Origin of the sequence: Micromonospora sp. CA-263727 (assembly GCF_050942455.1) — a bacterium.
Lineage (GTDB): Bacteria > Actinomycetota > Actinomycetes > Mycobacteriales > Micromonosporaceae > Micromonospora.
This window is the reverse complement of the sequence record NZ_CP192031.1, coordinates 630,847-654,246: the sequence shown is the minus strand read 5'-3', so window position 1 is coordinate 654,246 and position 23,400 is coordinate 630,847. Positions and strand designations below refer to the sequence as shown.

The 23,400-nt window shown below is 73.1% G+C and carries 27 protein-coding genes and 1 riboswitch; of the genes, 18 read left to right on the top strand and 9 right to left on the bottom strand.

Going from position 1 to position 23,400, the window contains the following annotated elements; all coding sequences use genetic code 11:
• Nucleotides 1-23: 23 nt before the first annotated feature.
• Both modA and ACQPYA_RS03040 read right to left on the bottom strand, forming a co-directional pair.
• Nucleotides 24-809: a molybdate ABC transporter substrate-binding protein gene (gene modA / locus ACQPYA_RS03045; RefSeq protein WP_433531114.1), complete on the bottom strand. Its 786-nt coding sequence runs from the start codon at nt 807-809 to the stop codon at nt 24-26.
• A complete protein-coding gene (locus ACQPYA_RS03040) occupies nt 806-1,231 on the bottom strand; it encodes a TOBE domain-containing protein (protein WP_433531113.1) in 426 nt (141 codons plus the stop codon). Before ACQPYA_RS03040 ends, modA begins: the two co-directional genes overlap by 4 nt.
• A gap of 233 nt (nt 1,232-1,464) precedes the next feature.
• Between ACQPYA_RS03040 and ACQPYA_RS03035 the strand changes: the two genes are divergently transcribed.
• The 4 genes from ACQPYA_RS03035 to ACQPYA_RS03020 all read left to right on the top strand — a co-directional run bounded on the left by ACQPYA_RS03035 (nt 1,465) and on the right by ACQPYA_RS03020 (nt 4,229).
• Complete coding sequence (locus tag ACQPYA_RS03035; RefSeq protein WP_433531112.1) at nt 1,465-2,061, top strand: copper chaperone PCu(A)C; 597 nt, start codon at nt 1,465-1,467, stop codon at nt 2,059-2,061.
• Nucleotides 2,058-3,278, top strand: a complete 1,221-nt coding sequence (locus ACQPYA_RS03030) for a Dyp-type peroxidase (protein WP_433531111.1) — start codon at nt 2,058-2,060, stop codon at nt 3,276-3,278. The genes ACQPYA_RS03035 and ACQPYA_RS03030 overlap by 4 nt, the downstream gene beginning before the upstream one ends.
• Nucleotides 3,279-3,295: 17 nt before the next feature.
• Nucleotides 3,296-3,910 (top strand): copper resistance protein CopC, encoded by a 615-nt coding sequence (locus tag ACQPYA_RS03025; protein ID WP_433531110.1) that lies wholly within the window; start codon nt 3,296-3,298, stop codon nt 3,908-3,910.
• A 100-nt stretch (nt 3,911-4,010) separates the two neighbouring features.
• Complete coding sequence (locus ACQPYA_RS03020) at nt 4,011-4,229, top strand: hypothetical protein (protein ID WP_433531109.1); 219 nt, start codon at nt 4,011-4,013, stop codon at nt 4,227-4,229.
• Between the two features lie 66 nt (nt 4,230-4,295).
• On the opposite strand, the gene ACQPYA_RS03015 is transcribed toward ACQPYA_RS03020, so the two are convergent.
• A complete protein-coding gene (locus ACQPYA_RS03015; RefSeq protein ID WP_433531108.1) occupies nt 4,296-5,396 on the bottom strand; it encodes an L-dopachrome tautomerase-related protein in 1,101 nt (366 codons plus the stop codon).
• A 219-nt stretch (nt 5,397-5,615) separates the two neighbouring features.
• Here ACQPYA_RS03015 and ACQPYA_RS03010 point away from each other — a divergent pair, with 219 nt between their 5' ends.
• The gene (locus ACQPYA_RS03010) at nt 5,616-6,035 is read left to right on the top strand and encodes a hypothetical protein (RefSeq protein WP_433531107.1); all 420 of its coding nucleotides are present in this window, start codon (nt 5,616-5,618) and stop codon (nt 6,033-6,035) included.
• Between the two features lie 29 nt (nt 6,036-6,064).
• On the opposite strand, the gene ACQPYA_RS03005 is transcribed toward ACQPYA_RS03010, so the two are convergent.
• Both ACQPYA_RS03005 and ACQPYA_RS03000 read right to left on the bottom strand, forming a co-directional pair.
• Nucleotides 6,065-7,075, bottom strand: a complete 1,011-nt coding sequence (locus ACQPYA_RS03005) for a glycosyltransferase (RefSeq protein WP_433531106.1) — start codon at nt 7,073-7,075, stop codon at nt 6,065-6,067.
• A 38-nt stretch (nt 7,076-7,113) separates the two neighbouring features.
• Complete coding sequence (locus ACQPYA_RS03000) at nt 7,114-7,449, bottom strand: YnfA family protein (protein ID WP_433531105.1); 336 nt, start codon at nt 7,447-7,449, stop codon at nt 7,114-7,116.
• 96 nt (nt 7,450-7,545) lie between these two features.
• Between ACQPYA_RS03000 and ACQPYA_RS02995 the strand changes: the two genes are divergently transcribed.
• The 3 genes from ACQPYA_RS02995 to ACQPYA_RS02985 all read left to right on the top strand — a co-directional run bounded on the left by ACQPYA_RS02995 (nt 7,546) and on the right by ACQPYA_RS02985 (nt 11,044).
• The gene (locus tag ACQPYA_RS02995; protein WP_433531104.1) at nt 7,546-8,052 is read left to right on the top strand and encodes a fluoride efflux transporter FluC; all 507 of its coding nucleotides are present in this window, start codon (nt 7,546-7,548) and stop codon (nt 8,050-8,052) included.
• Complete coding sequence (crcB, locus tag ACQPYA_RS02990) at nt 8,049-8,423, top strand: fluoride efflux transporter CrcB (protein ID WP_433531103.1); 375 nt, start codon at nt 8,049-8,051, stop codon at nt 8,421-8,423. The genes ACQPYA_RS02995 and crcB overlap by 4 nt, the downstream gene beginning before the upstream one ends.
• A 188-nt stretch (nt 8,424-8,611) precedes the next feature.
• Nucleotides 8,612-11,044 (top strand): glycoside hydrolase family 65 protein, encoded by a 2,433-nt coding sequence (locus tag ACQPYA_RS02985; RefSeq protein WP_433531102.1) that lies wholly within the window; start codon nt 8,612-8,614, stop codon nt 11,042-11,044.
• A 45-nt stretch (nt 11,045-11,089) separates the two neighbouring features.
• On the opposite strand, the gene ACQPYA_RS02980 is transcribed toward ACQPYA_RS02985, so the two are convergent.
• Both ACQPYA_RS02980 and ACQPYA_RS02975 read right to left on the bottom strand, forming a co-directional pair.
• Nucleotides 11,090-11,470, bottom strand: coding sequence for a sensory rhodopsin transducer (locus ACQPYA_RS02980; protein ID WP_433531101.1), 381 nt, complete (start codon nt 11,468-11,470; stop codon nt 11,090-11,092).
• On the bottom strand, nt 11,470-12,687 hold the full coding sequence (locus ACQPYA_RS02975; RefSeq protein WP_433531100.1) for a D-arabinono-1,4-lactone oxidase: 1,218 nt from the start codon (nt 12,685-12,687) through the stop codon (nt 11,470-11,472). Before ACQPYA_RS02975 ends, ACQPYA_RS02980 begins: the two co-directional genes overlap by 1 nt.
• A gap of 90 nt (nt 12,688-12,777) precedes the next feature.
• Here ACQPYA_RS02975 and ACQPYA_RS02970 point away from each other — a divergent pair, with 90 nt between their 5' ends.
• From ACQPYA_RS02970 to ACQPYA_RS02955, 4 genes are all read left to right on the top strand, one after another.
• Nucleotides 12,778-13,593, top strand: a complete 816-nt coding sequence (locus tag ACQPYA_RS02970; protein ID WP_433531099.1) for a TIGR03557 family F420-dependent LLM class oxidoreductase — start codon at nt 12,778-12,780, stop codon at nt 13,591-13,593.
• Nucleotides 13,590-14,486 (top strand): trehalase-like domain-containing protein, encoded by an 897-nt coding sequence (locus tag ACQPYA_RS02965; protein ID WP_433531098.1) that lies wholly within the window; start codon nt 13,590-13,592, stop codon nt 14,484-14,486. The genes ACQPYA_RS02970 and ACQPYA_RS02965 overlap by 4 nt, the downstream gene beginning before the upstream one ends.
• Nucleotides 14,380-15,378, top strand: a complete 999-nt coding sequence (locus ACQPYA_RS02960) for a glycoside hydrolase family 15 protein (protein WP_433531097.1) — start codon at nt 14,380-14,382, stop codon at nt 15,376-15,378. Before ACQPYA_RS02965 ends, ACQPYA_RS02960 begins: the two co-directional genes overlap by 107 nt.
• A gap of 64 nt (nt 15,379-15,442) precedes the next feature.
• On the top strand, nt 15,443-16,246 hold the full coding sequence (locus ACQPYA_RS02955) for a zf-HC2 domain-containing protein (RefSeq protein WP_433531096.1): 804 nt from the start codon (nt 15,443-15,445) through the stop codon (nt 16,244-16,246).
• Nucleotides 16,247-16,360: 114 nt separating this feature from the next.
• On the opposite strand, the gene ACQPYA_RS02950 is transcribed toward ACQPYA_RS02955, so the two are convergent.
• A complete protein-coding gene (locus ACQPYA_RS02950) occupies nt 16,361-16,930 on the bottom strand; it encodes a sigma-70 family RNA polymerase sigma factor (protein WP_433533366.1) in 570 nt (189 codons plus the stop codon).
• A 114-nt stretch (nt 16,931-17,044) separates the two neighbouring features.
• On the opposite strand from ACQPYA_RS02950, the gene ACQPYA_RS02945 reads away from it, so the two are divergent.
• From ACQPYA_RS02945 to ACQPYA_RS02935, 3 genes are all read left to right on the top strand, one after another.
• On the top strand, nt 17,045-17,341 hold the full coding sequence (locus ACQPYA_RS02945) for a metal-sensitive transcriptional regulator (protein ID WP_433531095.1): 297 nt from the start codon (nt 17,045-17,047) through the stop codon (nt 17,339-17,341).
• Nucleotides 17,342-17,668: 327 nt separating this feature from the next.
• Nucleotides 17,669-19,057: a YibE/F family protein gene (locus ACQPYA_RS02940; RefSeq protein WP_433531094.1), complete on the top strand. Its 1,389-nt coding sequence runs from the start codon at nt 17,669-17,671 to the stop codon at nt 19,055-19,057.
• A gap of 166 nt (nt 19,058-19,223) precedes the next feature.
• Nucleotides 19,224-19,355, top strand: a riboswitch (cyclic di-AMP (ydaO/yuaA leader).
• A gap of 4 nt (nt 19,356-19,359) precedes the next feature.
• Nucleotides 19,360-20,373 carry a coiled-coil domain-containing protein gene (locus ACQPYA_RS02935; RefSeq protein ID WP_433531093.1) on the top strand — a complete coding sequence of 338 codons (1,014 nt, stop codon included), beginning with the start codon at nt 19,360-19,362 and terminating at the stop codon, nt 20,371-20,373.
• A gap of 100 nt (nt 20,374-20,473) precedes the next feature.
• Here the strand turns inward: ACQPYA_RS02935 and ACQPYA_RS02930 are convergent, their stop codons facing one another.
• A complete protein-coding gene (locus tag ACQPYA_RS02930) occupies nt 20,474-21,169 on the bottom strand; it encodes a carbonic anhydrase (protein WP_433531092.1) in 696 nt (231 codons plus the stop codon).
• Between the two features lie 203 nt (nt 21,170-21,372).
• Here ACQPYA_RS02930 and ACQPYA_RS02925 point away from each other — a divergent pair, with 203 nt between their 5' ends.
• From ACQPYA_RS02925 to ACQPYA_RS02915, 3 genes are all read left to right on the top strand, one after another.
• Nucleotides 21,373-21,708, top strand: a complete 336-nt coding sequence (locus ACQPYA_RS02925; protein ID WP_433531091.1) for a helix-turn-helix transcriptional regulator — start codon at nt 21,373-21,375, stop codon at nt 21,706-21,708.
• 137 nt (nt 21,709-21,845) lie between these two features.
• The gene (locus ACQPYA_RS02920) at nt 21,846-22,286 is read left to right on the top strand and encodes a hypothetical protein (RefSeq protein ID WP_433531090.1); all 441 of its coding nucleotides are present in this window, start codon (nt 21,846-21,848) and stop codon (nt 22,284-22,286) included.
• A 159-nt stretch (nt 22,287-22,445) separates the two neighbouring features.
• Nucleotides 22,446-23,237, top strand: a complete 792-nt coding sequence (locus ACQPYA_RS02915) for a hypothetical protein (protein WP_433531089.1) — start codon at nt 22,446-22,448, stop codon at nt 23,235-23,237.
• The last annotated feature ends 163 nt before the right edge of the window (nt 23,238-23,400 follow it).

The following is a 23,400-nucleotide window of genomic DNA, read 5'->3' as shown; positions in this document are numbered from 1 at the left end:
TCGCTGTCGGTGCGGGACACCGGCTACGGCGCCTGGAATCCGGCCGCGGTGAGCACGCTCCGGCCGGTGTCGGAGCGGACGTACTCGACGAACGCCCGGGCGGCCGGCTTGTTGGCCGCGTCCTTCAACACGATGATCGGGTAGTCGTTGATCGCCCCGGCCGACTCGGGGAACTCGATGCCGTCCACGTCGGCGGCGGCGTCGACCGCCTGCGCGTCGGTGCGGTAGACCAGCGCGGCGTCGACCTCGCCGAGCCGCACCTTGGCCAGCGCGGCCTTGACGTCCTGTTCGAGGGTGACCGGGGTGAGCGCGACCCCGGCCGTGTCGAGGGCCTTGCGCGCCGCCGCCCCGCACGGCACCTGTTCGGCGCAGAGCGCCACCTTCGCGCCGGGTTTGGTGAGGTCGGTCAGGCCGGTCACCCCGTTGGGGTTCCCCTTGGGTACGGCGATGACGAGCTGGTTGCGGACGAAAATGGTCGGTTCGCCGTCGCCGTTGCCGGCGTCGGTGACCGTCTTCATGTTGGCCGGGGCGGCGGAGGCGAACACGTCGGCGGGCGCGCCCTGGTTGATCTGGGTCGCGAGGGCCGAGCTGCCGGCGAAGTTGAAGGTGACCTTCACCCCCTGGTGGGCGGCCTCGAAGTCCTGGCCGAGCCGGGTGAACGACTCCGTCAGTGAGGCGGCGGCGAAGACGGTCAGCTCGCCGCTGATCCCGTCGCCGCTCGCCGGTGGGTCGGTGGAATCGTCGGCGCACCCGGTCAGGCCCAGCACCGCGAGTGCGGTGAAGACGGCCAGAAACTTTGCTGCTCTCACGCGTTCGCCCTTCCCCTGGTTCCGGCCGTCGCGATCGGTTTCTCCACGACGACCGTGGTTGACTTGATCACTGCGACGGCCACCGAACCGACCTCCAGGCCGAGGTGGTCGACCGCCTCGCGGCTCATCAGCGACACCAGCCGGAACGGGCCGGCCTGGATGTCGACCTGCGCCATCACCGCGTCCTTGACCACGGCGGTGACGATGCCACGCAGCCGGTTCCGCGCCGACGACCCCTCCGCGCGGTCGTCCGGGTCAGCGGCCTGAGCCCGGACGAAGGCGGCGAGGTCGACGCCGTCGATCACCCGGTGGCCGTGCTCGTCGCGGCTCGCGGCGAGCCGTCCGGCATCCACCCAGCGCCGCATCGTGTCCACGCTGACCCCGAGCAGCTCGGCCGCATCGCTCATCCGAAACATCGTCACGACGACCACCATAGATCTCCGCACCTACGGCCGAAAAGGACCCGAACAGGCCGCATCTCCCCACACGGAACCGCATCCGACCCCAGCAACCGCCCACCCCACCCGCGGTCTCGCACGTCGTCGCTCTCTGCCCCGCGGCGGCAGGTGCACGATCAGCCTCTGCCCGCGACGGGGGAACTTCCCGGCGGTGGTGGCCGACCAACCTCATGACGTCGATCTTCGAGGGGAAGTCCATGCCCAGCACCGCTTCGTCCCGCCGGTTCGCGCGCCCGGCCCTCCTGTTGACCGGGGCCGTCCTCGCCGTATTCGCCGCCGGTTGCGGCTCGTCCGACAACACGTCGGCCGACGCGCCCAGCCCGTCGGCGACGACCTCCGCGTCGGCCGGCGCCACCGCCGAGGTGGTGGGCGTACGGGATCCCTGGGTGAAGGCCGCCGACGAGGGCATGACGGCGGCCTTCGGCACGCTGGTCAACAACAGCGACACCGACGTCACCATCACCGGGGCCACCACCACCGTGTCTCCGGTGGAGCTGCACGAGATGGCCATGCAGGACGGGGAGATGGTGATGCGGGCCAAGGAGGGTGGTGTAGTGATCAAGGCCCACAGCGAGCACAGGCTCGAACCCGGTGGCGACCACCTGATGCTGATGAACCTGGCCGAGCCGGTGCAGGCCGGCGACGAGGTGACCGTCACCCTCGCCTTCGCCGACGGCCGGACCCAGGCGTTCACCGCGGTGGCCAAGCCCTTCACCGGCGCCCAGGAGAGCTACGCCCCCGGTCACGGCGAGCCGATGCCGGGCATGTCCGCCAGCCCCAGCCCGGCCCGGTGACCTCGACCAGCCGGCCGGTGAGCCGGCGCGGCCTGCTCACCGGCGGCGCGCTGGCCGCCGGGGGCACGCTGGCCGGTGCCGCCGCGGTCGCCGCCACCCGCGACGGCGAGCCGCCGGTACGCACACCCGAACCGGTGGCGATGACCGTCGGCGCGGCGATCGAGCCGTTCCACGGTGAACGGCAGTCCGGCATCGCCACCGAGCCGCAGGCGCACGCGGCGTTCGTCGCGCTCACCCTGCGGCCCGGCGCGGACCGGGCCGCGCTCGGCCGGATGCTGCGCCTACTCTCCGACGACGCGGCCCGGCTCACCCAGGGCCGGCCCGCGCTGGCCGACACCGAGCCCGAACTCGGGCTGCTGCCGGCCCGGCTCACCGTCACCTTCGGCTTCGGTCCGGGGTTGTTCGCCGCCGCCGGGCTCGACGACCGCCGCCCGCCCTCGGTGGTCGACCTACCGGCCTTCCCCGTCGACCGGCTGCAACCCGGCTGGTCCGGTGGGGACCTGCTGTTGCAGATCTGCGCCGACGACCCGATCACGGTCGCCCACGCCCAACGGGTCCTGGTCAAGGACAGCCGGCCCTTCGCCACGGTCCGCTGGGTCCAGCAGGGTTTCCGGCGGGCCGCCGGGGCCGAGCCGGGCCGGACCCAGCGCAACCTGTTCGGCCAGCTCGACGGCACCGCCAACCCGAAGCCGGGGGCCCCGGTGGAGACCGCGGTGTGGATCCCGGACGGGCCGGACTGGCTACGCGGCGGCAGCACCCTGGTGCTCCGGCGGATCAGCATGGACCTGGAGACCTGGGACCTGCTCGGCCGCACCGACCGGGAGTTGGCCGTCGGCCGGCGGCTGGACACCGGCGCCCCGCTGACCGGGGCGGCCGAGCACGACGAGCCGGACTTCGCCGCCCTCGGCCCGGACGGGCTGACGGTGCTGCCGGACTTCTCCCACCTCACCCGGGCGCACGTCACCGACGACCGGTTCCGGATCCTGCGTCGTCCCTACAACTACGACGGCGTACCCGCTGCCGACGGCACCGCCGACAGCGGACTGATCTTCGCGTCGTACCAGGCCGACATCGCGACGCAGTTCCTGCCCATCCAGCGGCGGCTCGCCGAACGGGATCTGCTCAACGAGTGGACCACCCCGATCGGCTCCGCCGTCTTCGCCGTTCCGCCCGGCTGCCCGGAGGGCGGCTGGGTCGGCCAGCAGCTGCTCGACTGACGAGGAGAATGAACGTCATGCTGATCCGTATCCGCCGCCGCTCCGCCGCGGGCCTCCTCGCCGCCGCCCTGGCCGCCGCGGCGCTGCTGGTCCCGCCGGCCTCCCCCGCGTACGCGCACAACGTCCTGCGCAAGGCGACCCCGGCCCAGGACGCCAAGCTCACCGCCCCGCCAACCAAGATCACCCTGGATTTCCTCCAGAAGCTGAACCCGAAGTTCACCACCATCACGCTCAGCGACGCCACCGAGCAGAAGGTGACCACCGGTGAGCCGGAGGTGAGCGGCACCAAGGGCACGGTCACCATCGACGCGCCGCTGGCCAACGGCACCTACACGGTCGCCTACCGGGTGGTCTCCACCGACGGGCACCCGGTGCAGGGGTCCTACAAGTTCACCGTCGCCGACCCGGACGCCAGCGCCGCACCCACCGCGAGCGCCGAGGTGACCGAGCCGTCGAGCACGCCGCCCGCCGCGCCGACCACCGCCGCCGCGTCCACCGCGCCGGCCAGCCCGGTCGCCAGCGACTCGACCGACGACGGGCCGGGCACGATGCTGCTGGCCGGTGGCGGGGTGCTGCTCGTCCTGGTCGCCGGTGCCGTCGTGTTCCTGCTCCGCCGCCGCGCCAGCAGCTGAGCACCCACCCTTCCGGGTATGTCCGGACCGGCGGATACTGGGACGTGGCGGCCGGATCAGCAACGGCTGGGCAGGTGCCACGGACCGGGCGGAGGCGACGATGAGCAGCAACGGGACGCTCGTCCTGATCACCGCTGCGGTGATCCTGGGCGTGGTGGTCTGGTTCGACCGGCGCTGCCTGGCGGATCTCGCCCGGACCAGCGACTACGAGCTGCGCTACTTCGATCGCAACACCTGGGCGCTGATCATCGTGCTGTCGTTCCCGGTGGGGCCGATGGCCTACCTGATGTACGCCAAGGGACCCAACCGGTACCGCTAGCGATCCTGCCGGCGGCGGCCCGAGCAGGTGGCACGGGCGTGATCACGGTCCCGCCGCCGCGGGTCCTCAGCGCAGCAGCACCGGACCGGCGTCGATCCGGGTGCGGAACAGCGCGTACGGCTTGCGACGCAGATCCCTGCCACGGTGATAGTTGGCCTGCCGGTGCAGCTGGTTGGCGGTGACGTAGAGGTGCCCGTCGAGCGCCACCGACATGGTGTCGGGCCAGAGCAGCCGTGGGTCGTGGACGACGGTCTCGTACTCGCCGTCCGGGCGGCGCCGCAGCACGGCATTGTGCTCGTACGAGGTGAGGTAGACCCGGCCGGCGTCGTCGCTCTCCAGTCCGTCGGACCCGCCGCCCTTCTCGCCCTCGTGGAGCACCGTCGCGGCGACCTCGTCCGCGCCGACCGTGACGTCGGCGAGTGCGTCGGTGGCGACGCTGTACCAGTGGCGTGAGGCGAGCGGGCAGTAGTAGAGCCGGGAGCCGTCGGCGGAGATGGCGATCCCGTCGGAGCCGATCATGACCGGTTGCGGCGGCCCGTCGACCGGCCGTTCCACGAACGGACGCCCCTCCACCACCGGCCGGAAACTGGACGGCGGCTCCGCCTTGGTCGACGGATGGTCGTGCAGCCGTCGCCAGGACGCCCCGGTGGCCAGGTCGACCACGATGATCCCGTTCGGCCCGGCGACCGCCGAGTCGGTGATGTACGCCATCCCCGCGCCGCCGCGGCGCAGGTCGAACCGCACATCGTTGAGGTACGTGGTGGGCAGCGCCACATCCGGTGGAAAGGCGATCACCTGGGCGACGGTGTCGCTGTCCAGGTCGACGCGGACCAGCTTCGGGCCGCCCGGTCTGGTGGGCTGGAACATCGGGCTGCCGGTGTCGAGCACCCAGAGCCGGTCGGCGGGATCGACCACGATGCTCTGCACCGAGACGAACGCCTCCGGGTCGTCGTCGCGGCCCGGCTGGTTCCACGCCTCGTCCGGAAACGGCACCTCACGTCCGTCGCGCAGCTCGACCACCGTGGCCGGCACGTCGTCACCCCATCTCGGGAAGTTGACGAAGATCCGGCCGGTGTGCGAGACGCTCACCCCGGTCGGCATGGGCCCGGTGAAGGCGTGGACGAGTTCCAGCTCGCCGACGGGCTGGTCCGGCACCGGCTCGCTCATGCTCCGCTCCTGACTCTCGGTCCGGCTCCGGTTCCCGCCGCCCGCCGGCACAAACGTGACACCGGCCGGGCCGCGTGGCCGGACAGAGCGCAGACCCGAAACAGACTTTTGACTCGCGCCGCTACGCCGAAAGCCGAGATCACTCCCATAATCGGGCATATAGGATCAGTCTCGCGTTTCCCCTCGACAGTCGCCCGGTCGCGTGTCACGCGCCGATCGATGCCGCCGGCCACCGTCCCGGTGCTGGTGGCGTACGCCTGGATGGAGGTCTTGATGGTGGTCCGGACCCGCAACGTCCCCACGGTCCGTGCGGTGGGGCTCGCCCGGCCGGCCGTCGCCGGCCTGATCGCGGCCGTCCTGCTCGCCGTCGGCTCGGCGACCGCCGCCGGGGCGCGGCAGCCCGCCGGGCCGGCTGGATCGCTGGCCGCGCCGGCGGCGACCGCGCCGGCCGGTTCGACCGGGGTCACCTTCGAGGTGTTGCCCAGGCCGTCCGGCAGCCCGACCCCCCATCCCTCCAAGCAGCCGTTACCGGTCACCGGATCGAACTCGGGACCGGGCCCGCTGCTGGCCCTGGCCGCCCTGCTGGTCGCCGCCGGCGCGGTGCTCGCCCTGCTCGGCCGCCGCCGGATGGTCAGATGACCGGGTGCGTCACCCTCGCCCGGCCGGCGTCAGAGCCGGCCGGCGTACTCCGGCAGCCGGCGGACGACCTGGTCCGGCGACGGCATCCGGGCGATCTCCCCGGCGAGCACGCGCGCCGCGTCCCGGTGGTCGGACCGGCGCGGCAGCAGCCGCCCGGCGTACGCCGCGACGGCCTCGGCGCTCATTTCGCCGGGCACCAGCCGCAACCCCGCGCCCGCGGCGCTGACCACCTCGGCGTTGGCGAACTGGTCTGCCCCCTGCGGCAGGATCAGCTGCGGTATCCCGGCGGCGAGCGCGCCGAGGGTGGTGCCGCTGCCCCCGTGATGCACCACCACGTCGACGAGCGGCAGCAATTCGGCCTGCGGGATCCAGCGCCGCACGGTGACGGTGTCCGGCACGCCGGCGAGCTGCTCCACCGGCACCCGGCCGGCGGCGACCACGACGCGCACGCCCAGCATGGCCAACCCGTCGATGACGGTGGCGAGCACCTCCCGGGTGCCGAATACGGTGCCGAGGGTCAGATAGACCAGCGGCCGTGACCAGCGGTTGTCGTTCCACTCGGACAGCGACACCGGCTCGGAGTACGGGACCGGACGCAGCTCGATCCGCTCGGCGGTGGCGAGGAAGCCCGCGTCCTGCAGGGAGGGTGGGCAGATGTCGAGGTGTGGCTGCCCGGACGCCTCGGCGACCGCGGTGGGCAACTCCAGGCCGATGCCGTCCGGGAACATCCGGCCGAAGCCGTGCCAGATGCCGGGGATACCAGCCCGGGCGGCGGCGATCGCGGCCCCCGGCACTCCCCATCCGCCCACCACCAGGTCGGGCGTCAACCGGGCCAGTTCCGGCGCCAGATCCTCGGCGTACATCTCGTAGAACGCGTCCGCAGGCCGGAACGGACCGAGCCCGTTCGCGGCCAGCGAGGGATGCATCGCCTCCCCGGCGGCGAAGTACACCTCGTGCCCGGCCGCGCGGACCGCGACCGCCAGCGGGATCATCGGATAGCTGTGACCGACCGACGCCAGGCTGGCGAAGAGCACGCGCATGGCCGCCACCGTACGCCCGGTGCCGGGCGGCGCGACGGTCAGGCCCCGCGCGGGGCGTACATGATGACGGCCACGCCGAGTAGGCAGAGCGCCGCACCGGTGAGGTCCCACCGGTCCGGGCGGAAGCCGTCGAACGCCACGCCCCAGGCGAGCGACCCGGCGACGAAGACCCCACCGTACGCGGCCAGGACGCGGCCGAAGTTCGGGTCGGGCTGGAAGGTCGCGACGAAGCCGTACGCGCCGAGGGCGAGCAGTCCGGCGGCGATGAACCACAGTCCGCGGTGCTCGCGCCAGCCCTGCCACACCAGCCAGGCACCGCCGATCTCGGCGACGGCGGCGAGGACGAACAGCAGCACGGAACGCAGCACGGTCACGCGCCGCACCTTACTGCGGGTTACCGAGAACCGGCCAGGTGGCGGGACTATCCTCGACCACCGGATCAGGGCATGTCCGGCCTAAGGAGGTGACCCGTGCGGCCCGACCGACCGCCCACCGACCCGGACGTCGATCTCCACGTACCGGGTCAGCGCGCCGAGCTGCGGCAGGGCACCGCGAGCCTGCTCGGCGCGGTCGCCGCCGGTGGGGTCATCGGCGGGCTGGCCCGACACGGGCTGACCGTGGCCTTTCCGCACTCGCCCCACGGGTTCCCGTGGGCCACCTTCGCCGTCAACGTCTCGGGTTGCCTGCTGATCGGCGTGCTGATGGTGCTGGTCACCGAGGTGTGGCGGGCGCACCGGCTGGTCCGGCCGTTCCTCGGCACCGGCCTGCTCGGCGGCTACACCACCTTCTCCACGTACGCCGTACAGGTACAGCAGGCGGTCGCCGTCGGCGCCGCCCGGACCGGGTTGCTCTACCTCGCCGGCACCCTGGTCGCTGCCCTGGCCGCGGTCTGGGCCGGGATGACCCTGACCCGCCTGGCCACCGGCCGCCGCCGGCCGTGGTCGCACCGGCCCGGAAACGCCGGAGCGACGAGGTGAGCGTCCTGCTCGTCGCGCTCGGCGCCGCCGTCGGCGCGCCGCTGCGCTATCTGGTGGACCGGGCGGTGCAGGCCCGCCACGGCTCCGCCTTCCCGTGGGGCACCCTCGTGGTCAACCTGGCCGGCTGCCTCCTGCTCGGCATCCTGATCGGCGGTGCCGCCGCCGGTGCGGTGCCGGGGTCGCTGGTCACGCTGCTCGGCACCGGACTCTGCGGGGCGCTGACCACCTACTCGACCTTCGGCTACGAGACGGTCCGGCTCTTCGCCGACGGCGACCGGCTCGGTGCCCTGCTCAACGTGGGGCTCAGCGTGGCCGCCGGGCTGGCTGCCGCGTTCGCCGGCGTCGCCCTGGCCGAAGCCATCTGGGGCTGAACCGCACCCGGGTTTGTCTCGTCGCGGGGCGGGTAGACGGCGGCCCGCATCCGTGCCGACGCCGCGGCAGCCACGAGGAGGCCCACGATGACCCTGGCCGTGCCGCACCCGCCGACCGGTCCTCGGTCGCTGACGCCGAGCTGAGCCGTGGGCAGGACCCGTGCGGGCCAGCCGTGAGGAGGAATCCCGTGCGGGGTGAGCCGGACCCCGGCTGCGAGTTGTGCGCCGGCGGGCTGCCGGCGTCGTGGACGCTGTCGTACACCGACGACGACCCGGCGGGCGAGGGCACCCGGGAGACGATGCTGACCCTGGGCAACGGCTACCTCGCGGCCCGGGGCGCCGACCCCGAGGCGTCCGCCGACGGCGTCCACTACCCCGGCACCTACCTGGCCGGGTTCCACAACCGGCGGCCCGGCCCGGATGGCGGCGAGGAGAGCATCGTCAACCTGCCGAACTGGCTGCCGCTGACCTTCCGACCCGCCGCCGGCCAGTGGTACGCCCCCGGGCAGTACCGCCGCCTGCACGAACATCGGGCGCTGGACCTGCGGCGCGGGCTGTACCTGCGCGAGCTGCTGCTGCTCGACCCGGACCAACGGCGCACCCGGATCCGGCAACGGCGTCTGGTGTCCATGGCGGAACCCCACCTCGCCGCGCTGGAGACCATCCTCATCGCGGAGAACTGGTCCGGCCGGGTCGAGATCCGCGCCGGTGTCGACGGCGGCGTACGGAACGCGAACACGGTCAGCGAGCCGGGCACCTGCGGCCGGCACCTGACCGGGGTCGCCTGCGGCACGGACGGCGCCGACGTCATCTGGTTGACGGCCACCACGACCGGGGCGCACCAGTTGGTGGCGCTGGCCGCCCGGACCGTGGTCACCGGCGGCGGCCCGGCCAGCCGCCGTCAGGTGGGCGGCGCCGAGGAGATCGCCCAGGTGCTCGCGGTCGACCTGCGCGCCGGGGAACGGTTGGTGGTGGCGAAGACGGCTGCCATCTTCTCCTCCCGGGACCGCGCCGTCGACGAGCCCCTCGCGGCGGCCCTGGCGGAGGTGCACCGGGCCGGGTCGTTCGCGCGACTGCTCGCCGGGCACGCCGACGCGTGGCGGGACCTCTGGAACCGGTTCCGGTTGGACGTGGGTGAGCGGCACGCCTGGCAGCTGCCCGTCCGGGTACACACCTTCCACCTGTTGCAGACCCTCTCGCCGTACGCGGCCGACCTCGACGCGGGAGTGCCGGCGCGCGGGCTGCACGGTGAGGGCTACCACGGGCACATCTTCTGGGACGAGCTGTTCGTCTACCCGTACCTCAACCTGCGGTTTCCCGAGCTGACCCGGGCGCTGCTGGAGTACCGGCACCGCCGGCTGACCGCGGCGCGGCGACAGGCGGCGGCCGAGGGCGGGGCCGGGGCGCTGTTCCCCTGGCAGAGCGGCACCAGCGGGCAGGACGAGAGCCCGCCGCGCTCGGTGAACCCGGTCGACGGCGAGTGGGTGGTGGACTACACGGGCCGGCAGCCGCACGCCAACCTCGCCATCGCCTACTCCGCCTGGCGGTACTGGGAGACCACCGGCGACCTGTCGTTCCTCGCCGCCTCCGGCCTCGAACTGCTGGTCGGCACGGCCCGGTTCTGGGCGGCCGCGGCCACCTACGACCCGGCCGACGACCGGTACGACATCCGCGGGGTGACCGGCCCCGACGAGTACCACGACGGCTACCCGGGGCGGCCCGGCCAGGGGCTGGACAACTGCGCGTACGTCAACCTCATGGTCGCCTGGACGCTCGGCCGGGCGACCGAGGCGTACGCCATCGTCAGCCGGCATCCCGGCGCGGTGCCGTGGCGGACGATCACCGTCGGTGACGAGGAACGCCGCCGGTGGGCACACCTCGCCCGGCGGCTGCGGCTGGCGTTCGTCGGTGACGGGATCCCCGCCCAGTTCGAGGGGTACGACGAACTCGCGGAGCTGGACTGGGACCGGTACCGGCAGCGCTACGGCGACCTACGCCTGCTGGGCTCGCTGTTGCAGGCCGAGGGGGACGACCCGAACCGGTACCGGATCTCCAAGCAGGCCGACGTGCTGATGCTGCTGTACCTGTTCAGCGCCGAGGAGCTGACCGCGCTGGTACGCCAGCTCGGCTACCCCTTCGATCCGGCACGGATCCCGGACATCGTCGACTACTACCTCTCCCGGACCACCCACGGCTCGACGCTGAGCCGGATCGCCCACGCCTGGGTGCTGGCCCGTACGGACCGCCGCCGATCCTGGGAGATGCTGCTCGCCGCGCTCGGCACCGATCTGGCCGATCCGGCGCACAGCAGCACCCGGGAGGGCATCCACCTCGGCGCGACCGCGGGCACGCTGGACATCCTCCAGCGCTGCTACACCGGGCTGGAGGTACGCGGCGACGTGCTGCGACTCAACCCGCTGCTGCCCGACGGCCTCGACCACCTCGACTGCGTGATCCGGTACCGCGACCGGCTGATCGAGCTGCGGATCGACCACCACCACGTCCGGCTCACCACGCCGCCGGGGACGGATCCACCGGTCACCGTGCTGGTCCGGGACCGGCCGGTCGAGCTGATGGCCGGCACCACCGTCACCATCGGCCTCGATCACACCATTTGTTAAGAAGGGGCCCCGCTACTACACCAGGCGTTAATAGGGGGCCCTTCCTTACTCGTTGGCGGGGTGGGCCATGGTGCCGGTGAGCGCCATCGTGCCCGGGATGCGGGTGTCCTGCCGCAGGAACTGCACCACCACCGGCACCGGCGAGCGCAGCACGCAGCCGTACGGGCGGTCGAGGCGGACCGCCTCCGGGTCGATCAGGTCGTTGATCCGTACGTGCCGGATCCGCCGGGCGCCGACGCCGAGCCGGTACGGGCCGACCGGTTCGGCGTCCTCGTAGTAGAAGACGAGCGTCAGTTCCGCCTCGGCATCGCCGGTGTTGAGCACGCAGAGCTGGTCGAAGCCGGTGAACTCCGGTTCCGGGCCGCTGCCGCCGAACGGGATGTGCCCGCCCGGCACCGCCCACACCAGTGCCCCGAGCTGTGCCATCACGCCTCCTCCAGCAGCCGGTCCAGGTCGGGGGTGCCGAAGACGCGATCCGGGTCGAGGCGACGGCGCGCCGCCTGGAAGTCGTCCCACCGGGGATAGAGGGGGCGCAGCTCGCGGGCGGTCAACCAGTGCTTCTTGCCCCAGTGCGGCCGGCCGCCGTACTGCCGGAAGACGGACTCCATGTCGCGGAAGTACTCCTCGTACGGCAACGAGGTGTTCTGTAGGCAGGCGATGGTGGTGGTCGGCCGGCCGTACGCGTTGCTGAGCCAGATGTCGTCGGCGGCGATGGTGCGCACCAGCACCCGCCAGCCCACGCTGCGCCGGTGCCGGCTGAGGATCCGTCGCCGGACCTCGGCGAAGCAGGCCGGGAACGCCTCCGACGGGAGCATGTACTCGATCTCCTCGAAGCGCAGCTCCCGGTTCTGCGGGATGGTCCGGTGGGTCGGCCCGAGTTCGAGTTCCTTCGGCTCGCTCCACGGGCCGGGCTCCGGCACCCGGCGGGCCGCCCACATCCGGTCCTCCGGCAGGTCGTCGGCCCGGTTCATGGTGCGGACCTGGGTCAGGTCGTTGCGTGGATACCAGTAGAAGTCCATGTTGCGGTTGGTGTGTGCCAGCTCGGCCAGGTGGTCCAGGGTCCACTCGACCGGCGCGCACCAGGCGCGGCGGCGCAGCACGTAGCGGGGCTGCACGTCCAGGGTGAGCTGGGTGACCACGCCCAGCGCGCCGAGGGAGAGCCGCGCGGCGGGCAGCAGTTCGGCGTTGCTGGTCGCCGAGATTTCCAGCACCTCGCCGGTGCCGGCGACCAGCCGCACTCCGCTGACCTGAGTGGACAGGTTGCCGAAGCCGAGGCCGGTGCCGTGCGTGCCGGTGGCGGTGGCGCCCGCGATCGACTGATAGTCCACATCGCCGAGGTTGTCCATGGCCAGGCCGGCGTCGTAGAGGCTTTCACCGAGCGCCTTGAGCCGGGTGCCGCCCCAGGCGGTGGCCCGCAGGTCGGCCAGGGAGAGGACCCCGGCCATCCGGTCCAGGCTGACCAGGAGGCCGTCGGTGCGCACCAGCGGGCTCGACGAGTGTCCCGAGCCGACCGGACGCAGGGTGCGGCCTGACTCGCGGGCCCGCAGCACCAGGTCCCGCACCTCGTCCTCGCCGGCCGGCTCGGCGCGGCCGGCCGGTGTGAAGGAGAGGCTGCCGGACCAGTTCACGAACGGACGGGTCACCCGCAGCCTCCTCTCCGACGGCGAACCGGGCGCTTACCCCAGGGCCGGCTGGGTAGTCATAGACGAGGACAGCAACGACGGGAGGGCTGCATGCCGGCGTACGGCTTCCACGCCTCTCACGAGCAGTTCCGGCCGAGCGACCTGCTCCGGCTGGTCGGCGTGGCCCGGGAGGCCGGGTTCGACCGGGCGATGTGTTCGGACCACTTCGCCCCGTTCGGCGCGGAGCAGGGCGAGTCGGGCTTCGCCTGGTCCTGGCTGGGCGCCGCGCTGGCCCGCACCGACCTGCCCTTCGGTGTCGTCAACGCACCCGGGCAGCGGTACCACCCGGCGATCGTGGCCCAGGCCGCCGCGGCCCTGGCGGAGATGTTCCCCGGCCGGTTCTGGCTCGCCGTGGCCAGCGGGCAGGCGCTCAACGAGCACATCACCGGCGAGCGCTGGCCGAGCAAGCCGGAACGCAACGCCCGGCTCCGCGAGTGCGTCGAGGTGATCCGGGCACTCTTCGCCAGGGAGTGCGTCAGCCACCGGGGGCTGGTCACCGTCGACCGGGCGGTGCTCTGGTCCCGGCCGGCCGAGCCGCCACCGGTGTACGCCGCCGCCGTCACCCCGGCCACCGCCGGCTGGGCGGCCTCCTGGGCGGACGGCCTGATCACCATCAACCAGCCGCTGCCGAAGGTGCGCAGGGTGGTCGAGGCGTACCGGGCGGCCGGCGGCAGCGGACCGTTGCTGCTACAGGTGCACCTGTGTTGGGCGAGCGACGAGGCGGCTGCGCTCCGGGAGGCGCACACGCAGTGGCTGCGCGAGTACGCCGAACTGGGCGTCGACGAGTTCTACCTGCACCACGTGGGGCGGGACCAGGCCGCCTTCCTCGACCGGTTCGGCTCCCACGTCCTTCCGGACCTGCGATGACCTGTCCCCCGATCGACTCGTACGCCTTCCTCTCCGACACCCACACCGCCGCGCTGGTCGCCGCCGACGGCGCGATCGAGTGGTTCTGCGTACCGCACTTTGCCGGTGACGCCGTCCTCGCCCGCCTGCTGGACCGCCGGATCGGTGGCGTCCTCGGCCTCTCCGTGGCCGGCTGTCCCCGGCCGACCCGGCGGTACCTGCCGGACACCCTCGTGCTGGGGAGCCGGTGGTCGGCGCCGGACGGGACGGCGGTCGTCAAGGATTTCCTCGCGGTGGCGCCAGGGGATCCGGTCCAGCCGCTGCGCGCGGATCAGGTGCTGGTGCGCCGGGTGACGGTGGAGCGGGGCACGGTCCGGCTGACCGTCCGGGTCGAGCCCCGACCCGACCACGGTGCGCGGGAGGTGGCCTGGGAGCGGGTCGACGGGCGTTGGCGGGCCGCCGGCATCCCGCTCTGGGTCGACTCCGACCTGCCCGTCGAGGCCACCGGTGGGGTGCTGAGGATCGAGGCCGAACTCTCCGCCGGGGAGCAGGCGGCCGTGCTGGTCGGCTACGACGAGGACGCCGCCGGGCACCGCGATCCGGACGAACTGCTGGCACGCACCTGCCGGACCTGGCAGGAGTGGTCGGCGCGCAGCGACTACACGGGCTTCGGCGCGGACGCCGTCCGGCACAGCGCGCTGGTGCTGCGCGGGCTCTCCTTCGACGAGACCGGCGCGTTGATCGCCGCGCCCACGACCAAGCCTGCCGGAGGAGATCGGCGGGGTCCGCAACTGGGACTACCGGTACGTGTGGCACCGGGACGCGGCGCTGCTACTGCTCGCGCTGTTCCGTCTCGGCCACGCCGAGGAGGGACGCCGGTACCTGCACTTCCTGCTCTCCGTCTGCACCGGTGACCTGCTCACGCCCCTGATCGGCATCCGAGGCGACACCGACGAGGAGCGCGAACTGCCGCACCTGGCGGGATACGCCGGCTCCCGGCCGGTGCGGATCGGCAACGAGGCCGCCGAGCAGGTGCAGTTCGACACGTACGGGCACATCCTGGACGCCGCGCTGGTCTACCACGAGCTGACCGGCGAGCAGTGGGCACTGCTGCGTAAGCACGTCGACGTGATGGCCGACCGGTGGCACGAGCCGGACCACGGCGTCTGGGAGGTACGTGGCCCGCGCCGGCACTACGTCAACGCGAAGGTGATGACCTGGGTCTGCCTGGATCGGGGCATCCGCCTGGCGGAGTCGCTCGGCGACCCGACGGCGGACATCGGCCGCTGGCGGGCGGCCCGGGACGCGGTCCACGCCGAGGTCCTGGACCGTGGCTTCGACCCGGAGGTGGGCAGCTTCGTGATGAGGTACGGCTCGACCGAGCTGGACGCCTCGCTGCTGCGCATCCCGCTGGTCGGCTTTCTTCCCGGCGACGATCCTCGGATGCGGTCCACCATCGACCGGCTGCGCGAGGAGTTGGAGATCGGCCCCGGCCTGCTGCGGCGCTACCGGGCCGACGACGGGCTGCCCGGCGAGGAGGGCGCCTTCCTGCTCTGTTCGTTCGAGCTGGTCTCGGCGCTGGTGCTGGCCGGCCGGCGGGACGAGGCCAGCAAGCTCTTCGACCAGCTCCGGCAGTACGCCGGCCCGCTCGGCCTGTACTCCGAGCAGCTCGCCGCCGACGGGACGGCCCTGGGCAACTATCCACAGGCGTTCACCCACCTGGCGCTGATCGAGGCGGCGCTCAATCTCGACGGGGCGGGCGACCGGGAGGCGCTGCACGCCTGGGCGGCCCGGGGCGGCTCCTGACCCGGATGCCCCGATTCAGGCACCCGGCGGGAACCACCCCGGGCGCACGAGCGACTACCTGAACATGGGGTGTGAGCAGTGGCGGGAGATCCTGTCCGCGCAGTTGGACGGTGAGGCGACGCCGGAGGAGCAGGGCACCGTCGCGGTGCACCTGGAAACCTGTGCCGGCTGCCGTGGCTGGCTGGACGCGGCGGCGCTGGTGACCCGGCGGGCGCGTACCCAGGTGGTGACCGCCCTGCCGGACCTGACCGAAGCGATCCTCGCCGCCGCACCGCCGCCGCGCCCCCGGCGCTGGCGCGCGCTGCTCGCCGCCGTCACGCCGCGGGCCGGGCGCTGGCGCGCCCTGACGGCCGGGCGCGCCACGCTGGTCACCGGGTTGCGTGCCGCGCTGGGCCTGCTCGGCGCGGTGCAGCTGGTCCTCGGGTTGGCGCAGGTCGGTCGCGGCGGAGTAGCCGAACATCTGCACGCCAGCGGCCAGCACCTGTGGCACGAGTCGGCCGCCTGGAACGTCGCGGTCGGCGCCGGGTTCCTCTTCGTCGCGCTGCGCCGGACCCCGCCCTCCGGGCTGCTGCCGATGCTCAGCGCCTTCGTGGTGACCCTCGTGCTGCTCTCGGTCAACGACCTGGTCGCCTCCCAGGTCGCCGTGGAACGCCTGGTCAGCCACGGGTTCCTGGTGGTCGGTTATCTGATCACCGTGCTGTTGGCCCAGAGCATGCGGCGACCTGGCGACCCGAGCGACCGGCACCGGTCGGAGCGGTCCCGCTGGCGGCTGCGCCTCGACGAGGTCGACGAGCCGACCCCGCTGCGCCTGCTGCCGCCGTACCCGGCCCAGGCCCGACACGGCCGGGAGCGCCACCGCGCCGCGTGACGCTGGCCCCCCACCGCCTGGCGCTCCACCGCCTCGCCCTTCACCGGCGCTCGGCCGCCCGGCGCCCTACCGGCGTTCCACCGCCAAGCGGCCGGGCGCTGACCGGGCCGGCGGTCAGCCGGCCGCGCCCCGGCCCCGGCGGCGGGCGGGCGTCGCGGGCTGCATCGCCGCGGCCAGGTCCTCGCGGGCCCGGGCCACCCGGGACCGGATGGTGCCGACCGGCACGTCACAGACCTGCGCGGCCTCGGCGTAGGACAGCCCGAGCAGTTGGGTGGTCACGAACGCCTCCCGGCGGTCGGGGGCGATCCCCGCCAGCAGGCCGTGCAGCACCACCTGCTCGTCCACCCCGGCGCGCACCCCGGCCGGCGTCGCCTCGGCGGCGGCCTGCCAGTCGGCGAGGTTCGCGGTGCGCGGACGGGACGTGGCGGCCCGCACCTGGTCGACCGCGACCCGGCGGGCGATGGCGAGCAGCCAGGTCCGGGCCGTGGAGCGGCCGGCGAACGACGGCAGGGCACGCCAGGCCCGCAGGTACGTCTCCTGGACCAGGTCGTCGACCTCCCGTACCCCGGGCAGGTGGGCCAGGAACCGTCGGACGTCCTGCTGGGTGGCACGGACGAACGCCGCCGCGGCGGCGTGGTCGCCCCGGCCCGCGGCGAACGCGTACCCGGTTATGTCGTCGGTCACAGCTGTCATCGCCGTATTGGTCGTACGGGCCCGGCGGTTGGTTCCCGGCAGGTCGGCCGAGTTTGGCTGTTCGCCGGTGGACCATACCCCCCGGGGGTTGGCTATTCTCGTGGCATGACCACACCTGCGCCGATCCGCGGCTACACCGCCAGCAAGGAGCAGCTGCTCGCCCGGCTACGCCGCGTCGAGGGTCAGGTACGCGGCATCGAGAAGATGGTCGACGACGATCGCTACTGCATCGACGTGCTCACCCAGATCTCCGCCATCCAGGCCGCACTGGACAAGGTCGCCCTCGGGTTGCTCGACGGGCACACCCGGCACTGCATGCACGAAGGCGCCGCGGAGGGCCGCGCCGACGAGATGGCCTCCGAGATGATGGCCGCCGTCGGCCGCCTGATGAAGCGCGGCTGACCCGGGGCCGCGCCGCCGCCCGCCCGCGCACGGATGTCGTGAACCGCCGACGCACCCTGACGACCTGCGTTCCGAGGTCGGGCTGGCTACCATTCGCAGACGATGGCCTGCCGAAATCCGTGCCGCCCGGCCCGCGCCCTCCGCCGGGCACGAACCTCCGCCGCCACTGCCCGGCGGCCGTCGAGCGCCGGCCGGCGACTCACGGTACGCAGCCATCTCGCCACTTCCGGTCGGCCCATGCCGCCCGTCGCGACGGCCGTACGGCGACGCTGAACCGACTCGCCCGCCGGCACGTACTCCGTTTGGGAATCGTTGGGAGACACTGAATTGGGCGCCGACCACACCCGTTCCGCTCCGCCCACCCCGCCCGGGGTGCGGCGGATCCTCGTCGTGACGGTGGTTCCCCTCTTCCTCGCCACGTTGGTGGCCGCCCTGGCGCTCTGGCCCCGGGACGCGCCACGTCCGGAGGCCACCGACGCCGCGCCCCGCTACCACGGCACGGTCACCCAGGTGGTGACCGAATCCTGCCCGCCCAACCCGCTGGTCCCGGAGGGCACCCCGACGACGGCGCAGGGGCCGTGCGGCACGGTCACCGTACGGATGCAGGGCGGCCCGGACTCGGGCCAGGAGGTGCAGACGCCCATCCCGGCCGGACCCGGCGCGCCCCGGGTCAGCGTCGGTGACGACGTCATCGTGGTCCCGCTGATCGACCCGGCGGATCCGTCGATCAGCACCTACAACATCGCCGAGCACCAGCGCGGCAAGCCGCTGGTGTGGCTCGCGGTGCTCTTCGCCGCCGCCATCGTCGCCTTCGGGCGGCTGCGCGGACTGGCCGCCCTGGCCGGCCTGGCGGCCAGCTTCGCCATCCTGCTCACCTTCGTGCTGCCCGGCATCACCGCCGGCCAGCCGCCGCTGGTGGTCGCCATCGTCGGCGCGGCGTTGATCATGTTCGTGGTGCTGTACCTGACCCACGGGGTGTCCGCGCAGACGTCCGTGGCGGTGCTGGGCACGCTCGGCAGCCTGGTGCTCACCGGGCTGCTCGGCCTGGCCGCGACGGCGGCCACCCATCTGACCGGCTTCGGCAGCGAGGACGCCACCACGCTGTCCATGTTCCGGGCCGACGTCGACCTGCACGGCCTGCTGCTGGCCGGCATCATCATCGGGTCGCTGGGGGTGCTCGACGACGTCACGGTCACCCAGGCCGCCGCGGTCACCGAACTCGGCCACGCCAACCCGAACTTCTCCCGCCGGGAGCTGTACCGCTCGGCCACCCGGGTCGGACGGGCGCACATCGCCTCCGTGGTCAACACCATCATCCTGGCGTACGCCGGTGCGTCGCTGCCCCTGCTGGTCCTGCTCACCGCCGACTCCCGGGCGGTGGGCCAGATCCTGACCAGCGAGTTCCTCGCCCAGGAGATCGTCCGCAGCGTGGTGGCCACGCTCGGGCTGATCGCCGCCGTACCGCTGACCACCGCACTGGCCGTGCTGGTGACCACCGCCGGCCGACGCCCGGGTCCGGACGGCGCCGCGGCCGGTGGCGGACCGCGCAGCAGGCCCGACGGCGCCGGGCCGACCGCCGCCCCCATGGTTTCCCGGCCGGCGACGGACCGGGCCGAGGCGCTCCACGCGCTCAGCACACCGCGCACCCGTAACACCGCCCCCGCCACCCCGTCGGGGTGGCCCGAACCGGACAGGAGCACGGACACCACATGGTGACACTCCTCAGCGTGACCGCCGCGGCCGATGTGGCCGGCCAGGGTGTCGCTGGTCACTCAACGCGATTACGAAATGACACATCTAGTCAGGTTCGGGGCGTAGAGCGCCCGATCGCCTGTCGGGTAACCTCACTGCCGGTCACCGCCGAAGGCGCGCACCGGCGCCTGCGGTGCCGCCGCCCAATCGCCCAGAGGCGAGCCGGGAACCCAGGTACGTGGGGTGAATCCGCGACAGCGGTAGGGGCCACTTCCGTCCCGAACCCGTCAGCTAACCCGGTCGGCGGTCGATGGAAGGGAAAGACAGTGACGGCACCCCTACGCCGCTGGTTGACACCCGTGGTGGCCGTGTTCGCCGCGTGCGCCGTGTTCGCCGGCCCGCTGCCGGCGATGGCCGCGCCAACACCCCCCAAGCCGGCGGAGCACGACGACGACCCGCCGATGCTCAACGATCTGATCGAGGCGACCAACCGGGACTACTCCAAGGCCAAGAACAAGCTGGAGAAGTCCAAGAAGCGGCAGCTTGAGTTCGCCGTCGAGGTCCGTCGCGCCCAGGCCGACCTCGACGCGCTCGCCCCGCAGGTCGCGGAGATCGCGACCCAGTCGTACCGGACGGGTCGGGTCGGCGCGATCTCCATGCTGCTGCAGAGCAACGCCCCCGACTCGTTCATCGACCGCGCCTCCGCGCTGGACGAGCTGAACCTGGTCAACGACAAGAAGCTCAGCGAGGTCAACGCCGTCCGGCTCCGCGCCCAGCAAGCCAAGCTGGCGCTCGACGCCGAGGTGCGCGAGCAGCAGAAGCTGACCAACGACATGGCCCGCAAGAAGAGCGAGGCGGAGAAGTCGCTCCGGCTGGTCGGCGGCACCGGCCTCACCGGCGGCCTGGTGGCGGCCACCTCCCCGGTCGCCCGGGTCGGGCCCAACCGGGCGGCGGACGGTGGCTGGAAGTCCGAGTCGTGCAGCCAGAAGGACCCGACCACGTCGGGCTGCATCACGCCGCGCACCTTGCACATGTACAAGGAGGTCAAGCGGGCCGGCTTCAACCGGTTCGTGGGCTGCTTCCGGCCGGGCGACAAGTTCGAGCACCCCAAGGGCCGGGCCTGTGACTGGTCGTTGCAGAACAGCGGCTTCAGCCCCTGGCACAACAACGACACCCGGATCTACGGCAACAACCTGGCGGCCTTCCTGGTCCGCAACGCCGACCGGCTGGGCGTCTACTACGTGATCTGGAACCGGCAGATCTGGTTCCCGACGACCGGCTGGAGCGCCTACAGCGGCCCGTCGAACCACACCGACCACGTACACGTGTCACTGCTCTGAGCCGGTCTGCGCTGGGTCCGCCAGCGCGAGATGTTCGAGGGCCGTTCCGCCATCCGGTGGGACGGCCCTCGCCGTACGCGCCGAGGTCTCCGACGGTCTCTCAGGCGGCGGGCACCGTGTCGGCCAGCCCGGCCGGTTCCGCGGCCACCGCCCGCACCTCACCGGCAGCGAGCCGGTACGACATGCCCACCACCGCGCACCGCCCGGCTGCCACCTCGGCAGCGAGCGTCTCGGAGGAGCCCAACATCGTCTCGACGGTCCGCGCGATGTGGATGTCCACGATCCGGTCCAGTTCCTTCACCCCTGCGGCCTGCGCCCGCCGCAGGCTTGGCACCACCGCGTCGACCACGGCCCCTAGGTGGCCCGTCGGCGGGGTGCCGGTGGCCACCGTGTCGCGGGCCGCCTGCACGGCGCCGCACGAGTCGTGCCCGAGCACCACCACCAGCGGCGTACGCAGCACCGCCACCGCGTACTCCACGCTGCCCAGCACCTCGGGCCCGACGGTGTGCCCGGCGGTCCGGACCACGAAGAGGTCGCCCAGCCCTCGATCGAAGATGATCTCGGCAGCCAACCGGGAGTCGGAGCAGCCCACGATCACCGCGAAGGGATGCTGCTCCGCCGCCACGGCGGCCCGCCGCCCGGCGTTCTGGTTGGGATGCCGGAGCGCGTCGGTGACGAACCTCCGGTTGCCGGCCAGCAGCTCGGCGAGGGCGAGTTGTGGGGCTCCGGGTAGATCCGCGGTGAGGTACTCGCGGTCGGGCCCCGGCTGCGCGCCGATCGGTCCGGGTCGACTCATCCGGCCACACCTCGCTTCTCGGTGGAATGCCTGGTCATCCCGGCCGACGGCGGTCGCGGGCTGCCATCACCGTCACACGCAACGCAAGATGCGTCAAGCTATGCGTGATATGCATTTCATGTATCCCTCGACGCTTGCGTACGAGTGGGACGGGGACGCCGCTGGACGGCGCGGCCCGGAGAACCCGAAGGGCAGGTCATACGATGGCGGGCATGGCGAGCACAGGCGAGCGGGAAAGCACCCGGAACTGGACGTTCCTAACAAACCACGCGCATGTGCTGCTCGCCATCGCCCGCAACCCCACCGCCCGGCTACGCGACGTCGCCAGCGAGGTGGGCGTGACCGAACGGGCCGCCCAGGCGATCGTCGCCGACCTGGAGGCGGGTGGCTACCTGCACCGCACCCGTGTCGGCCGGCGCAACGAGTACACCCTCAACCCGGCCGGCCGGTTCCGCCACCCCGCCGAGGCCGACCGCCAGGTAGGTGACCTGCTGGCCCTCTTCACCAAGGAGCCCGTGGGCGGCACCGCGGAGCGCTAGCCCCGGCGTCACGGTCCCCACCCGGTTTCCCGGCGCGGCGCTGGCGGATGCCTCCATAGTGGACGACGTGGCGTGCTTCACGATCCGCGTGCCATCGTCGCCGTGCGGCAACCGGATGCGGGCGATAGGTTGGACGGGTGCCCGCCGTCGCGTTCGCCCGTCCAATGTGGCCGGCGACGCTGCGCGCGCTGCGGGAGTTGACCCGCCTGGCGCTGGCGACACTGGTGCTCGCCGTCGGTCTCGGTGCCCCGTCCGGCCTACCGGACCGGCCCGCCACCGATCTCGCCGCCCGGTCGGCCGCCAGCCAACCTGACACCCGGCCGGCCGCCATCGATCTGCCGGCCCGGCCGATCGCCGCGACGGTCGCGCTACGCCCCGCCGACGGGGCCCTCCGAGTGGCCGATGCGCATCCGGTCCGGCAGGTGCCGGCGTTCGCTCCGACCGCGCCGCCGACCCAGCCCGGGCACACCGACATCGCATCCGCCCCGGCCGCCGCCATTCTGGCGTACCACTTCGCCGTGCCGCGCACCGCGACCGGCCCCGGCGAACCGACCCGGCGCGGTCCACCCACCGCCTGACCGGGCGCGCGCCCAGAGCCCACCGGGCCCACCGCCGGTTACGGCGGGCCGACCCACGCCGGACGGTCGACCTTTTGACCGCGCGTTTCCTGGGCGAACCCGTCCACCCCTGCCTTCCCATGCACCACCGTCGACGACCATCCCGACCGCGAGGTGTTGATGATGCAAACCGCACTCTCCTCCGTCCTGCTCGACGTGCCCCGGGCCGCCGCCATCTGGCTGACCCTGCTGGGCGTGGTGACGCTCGCCGTCGCCGGCCTGCTGCTACACCCCCGCCGTTTCCGCTTCGACGTGGGCGCCCGGATCCGCGAGGCGGCACTGCCGAGCCGGTCGCCGCGCGCCGAGGACGATCGCGACCAGGACCGCTGGGCCGGGGAGGTCAGCGTGGCCGCCGACCGGGCCGAGGCGACAGCCCGCCGCCAACGCGACGAATGGCTCGCCACCCAGGACGAGGCCGAGCAGGCGTGGCAGGCGTACGAGGCGGCGGAGGCGGACGTCCGCCGGCTGTCGGGGGCCACCGGCATGCCGCTGCCGCAGACCCCGCACACCCCCGCCGAATACGCCGACCGCGAGCGCTGGCTGCACCGGGCGGCCCTGGACGCGTACTGGCGACGGGAGTTGTCGGTCGAACAGCTCAGCGACGTCTTCGCGCACCGGGGCTGGGATCCCCGGCGGCACCCGGTCGAGCAGGAGTTGATACTGCGCCGGGCGGTACGCGACCACCTCTTCGCCCGCCAGCGGGCGGCGCGGGAGCGGGAGCAGGCCGCCTGGCAGGCCGCGGAACGCGCCGCCTCGGCCGCGCGCAGCCTGCGCGAGGAGGCGGTCGCCGCGCTGCTGCCGACGCCCGATGAGAGCGAGTCGGTGCTGCCGCTGATCCTGCTCGGCGGTGCCGAGCAGACCCGGGAGATACCCACCGCGATGGTCGGCCGGGCACCGGTCGCCGCGTACTGACCCGAGCCGCCGCCCCGCCCGACCGTCATCGACCGCCGCGCGGTTTTCCGACAGTCGCTCGGGTGAGCGTCCGGGAACTCGGTGGCTAGGAGGCGCGGCGTCACCACTACCGAAGGACGCAGGAAGGCAATGGCATAGTCGGGCAGGCCACCACCGGCAGTGC

Coding starts and splice junctions, on each gene's coding strand:
- ACQPYA_RS02980 (WP_433531101.1), bottom strand. CDS start 11,470: ATGGCACAGCTCGGGGCACTGGTGTGGGCGGTGCCGGGCGGGCACATC.
- ACQPYA_RS02970 (WP_433531099.1), top strand. CDS start 12,778: ATGCCGGCGTACGGCTTCCACGCCTCTCACGAGCAGTTCCGGCCGAGC.
- ACQPYA_RS03020 (WP_433531109.1), top strand. CDS start 4,011: ATGAGCAGCAACGGGACGCTCGTCCTGATCACCGCTGCGGTGATCCTG.
- ACQPYA_RS02965 (WP_433531098.1), top strand. CDS start 13,590: ATGACCTGTCCCCCGATCGACTCGTACGCCTTCCTCTCCGACACCCAC.
- ACQPYA_RS02930 (WP_433531092.1), bottom strand. CDS start 21,169: ATGAGTCGACCCGGACCGATCGGCGCGCAGCCGGGGCCCGACCGCGAG.
- ACQPYA_RS02925 (WP_433531091.1), top strand. CDS start 21,373: ATGGCGGGCATGGCGAGCACAGGCGAGCGGGAAAGCACCCGGAACTGG.
- ACQPYA_RS03010 (WP_433531107.1), top strand. CDS start 5,616: ATGCCGCCGGCCACCGTCCCGGTGCTGGTGGCGTACGCCTGGATGGAG.
- ACQPYA_RS03005 (WP_433531106.1), bottom strand. CDS start 7,075: ATGCGCGTGCTCTTCGCCAGCCTGGCGTCGGTCGGTCACAGCTATCCG.
- ACQPYA_RS03035 (WP_433531112.1), top strand. CDS start 1,465: ATGCCCAGCACCGCTTCGTCCCGCCGGTTCGCGCGCCCGGCCCTCCTG.
- ACQPYA_RS03015 (WP_433531108.1), bottom strand. CDS start 5,396: ATGAGCGAGCCGGTGCCGGACCAGCCCGTCGGCGAGCTGGAACTCGTC.
- ACQPYA_RS02945 (WP_433531095.1), top strand. CDS start 17,045: ATGACCACACCTGCGCCGATCCGCGGCTACACCGCCAGCAAGGAGCAG.
- ACQPYA_RS02915 (WP_433531089.1), top strand. CDS start 22,446: ATGATGCAAACCGCACTCTCCTCCGTCCTGCTCGACGTGCCCCGGGCC.
- ACQPYA_RS03025 (WP_433531110.1), top strand. CDS start 3,296: ATGCTGATCCGTATCCGCCGCCGCTCCGCCGCGGGCCTCCTCGCCGCC.
- ACQPYA_RS02955 (WP_433531096.1), top strand. CDS start 15,443: ATGGGGTGTGAGCAGTGGCGGGAGATCCTGTCCGCGCAGTTGGACGGT.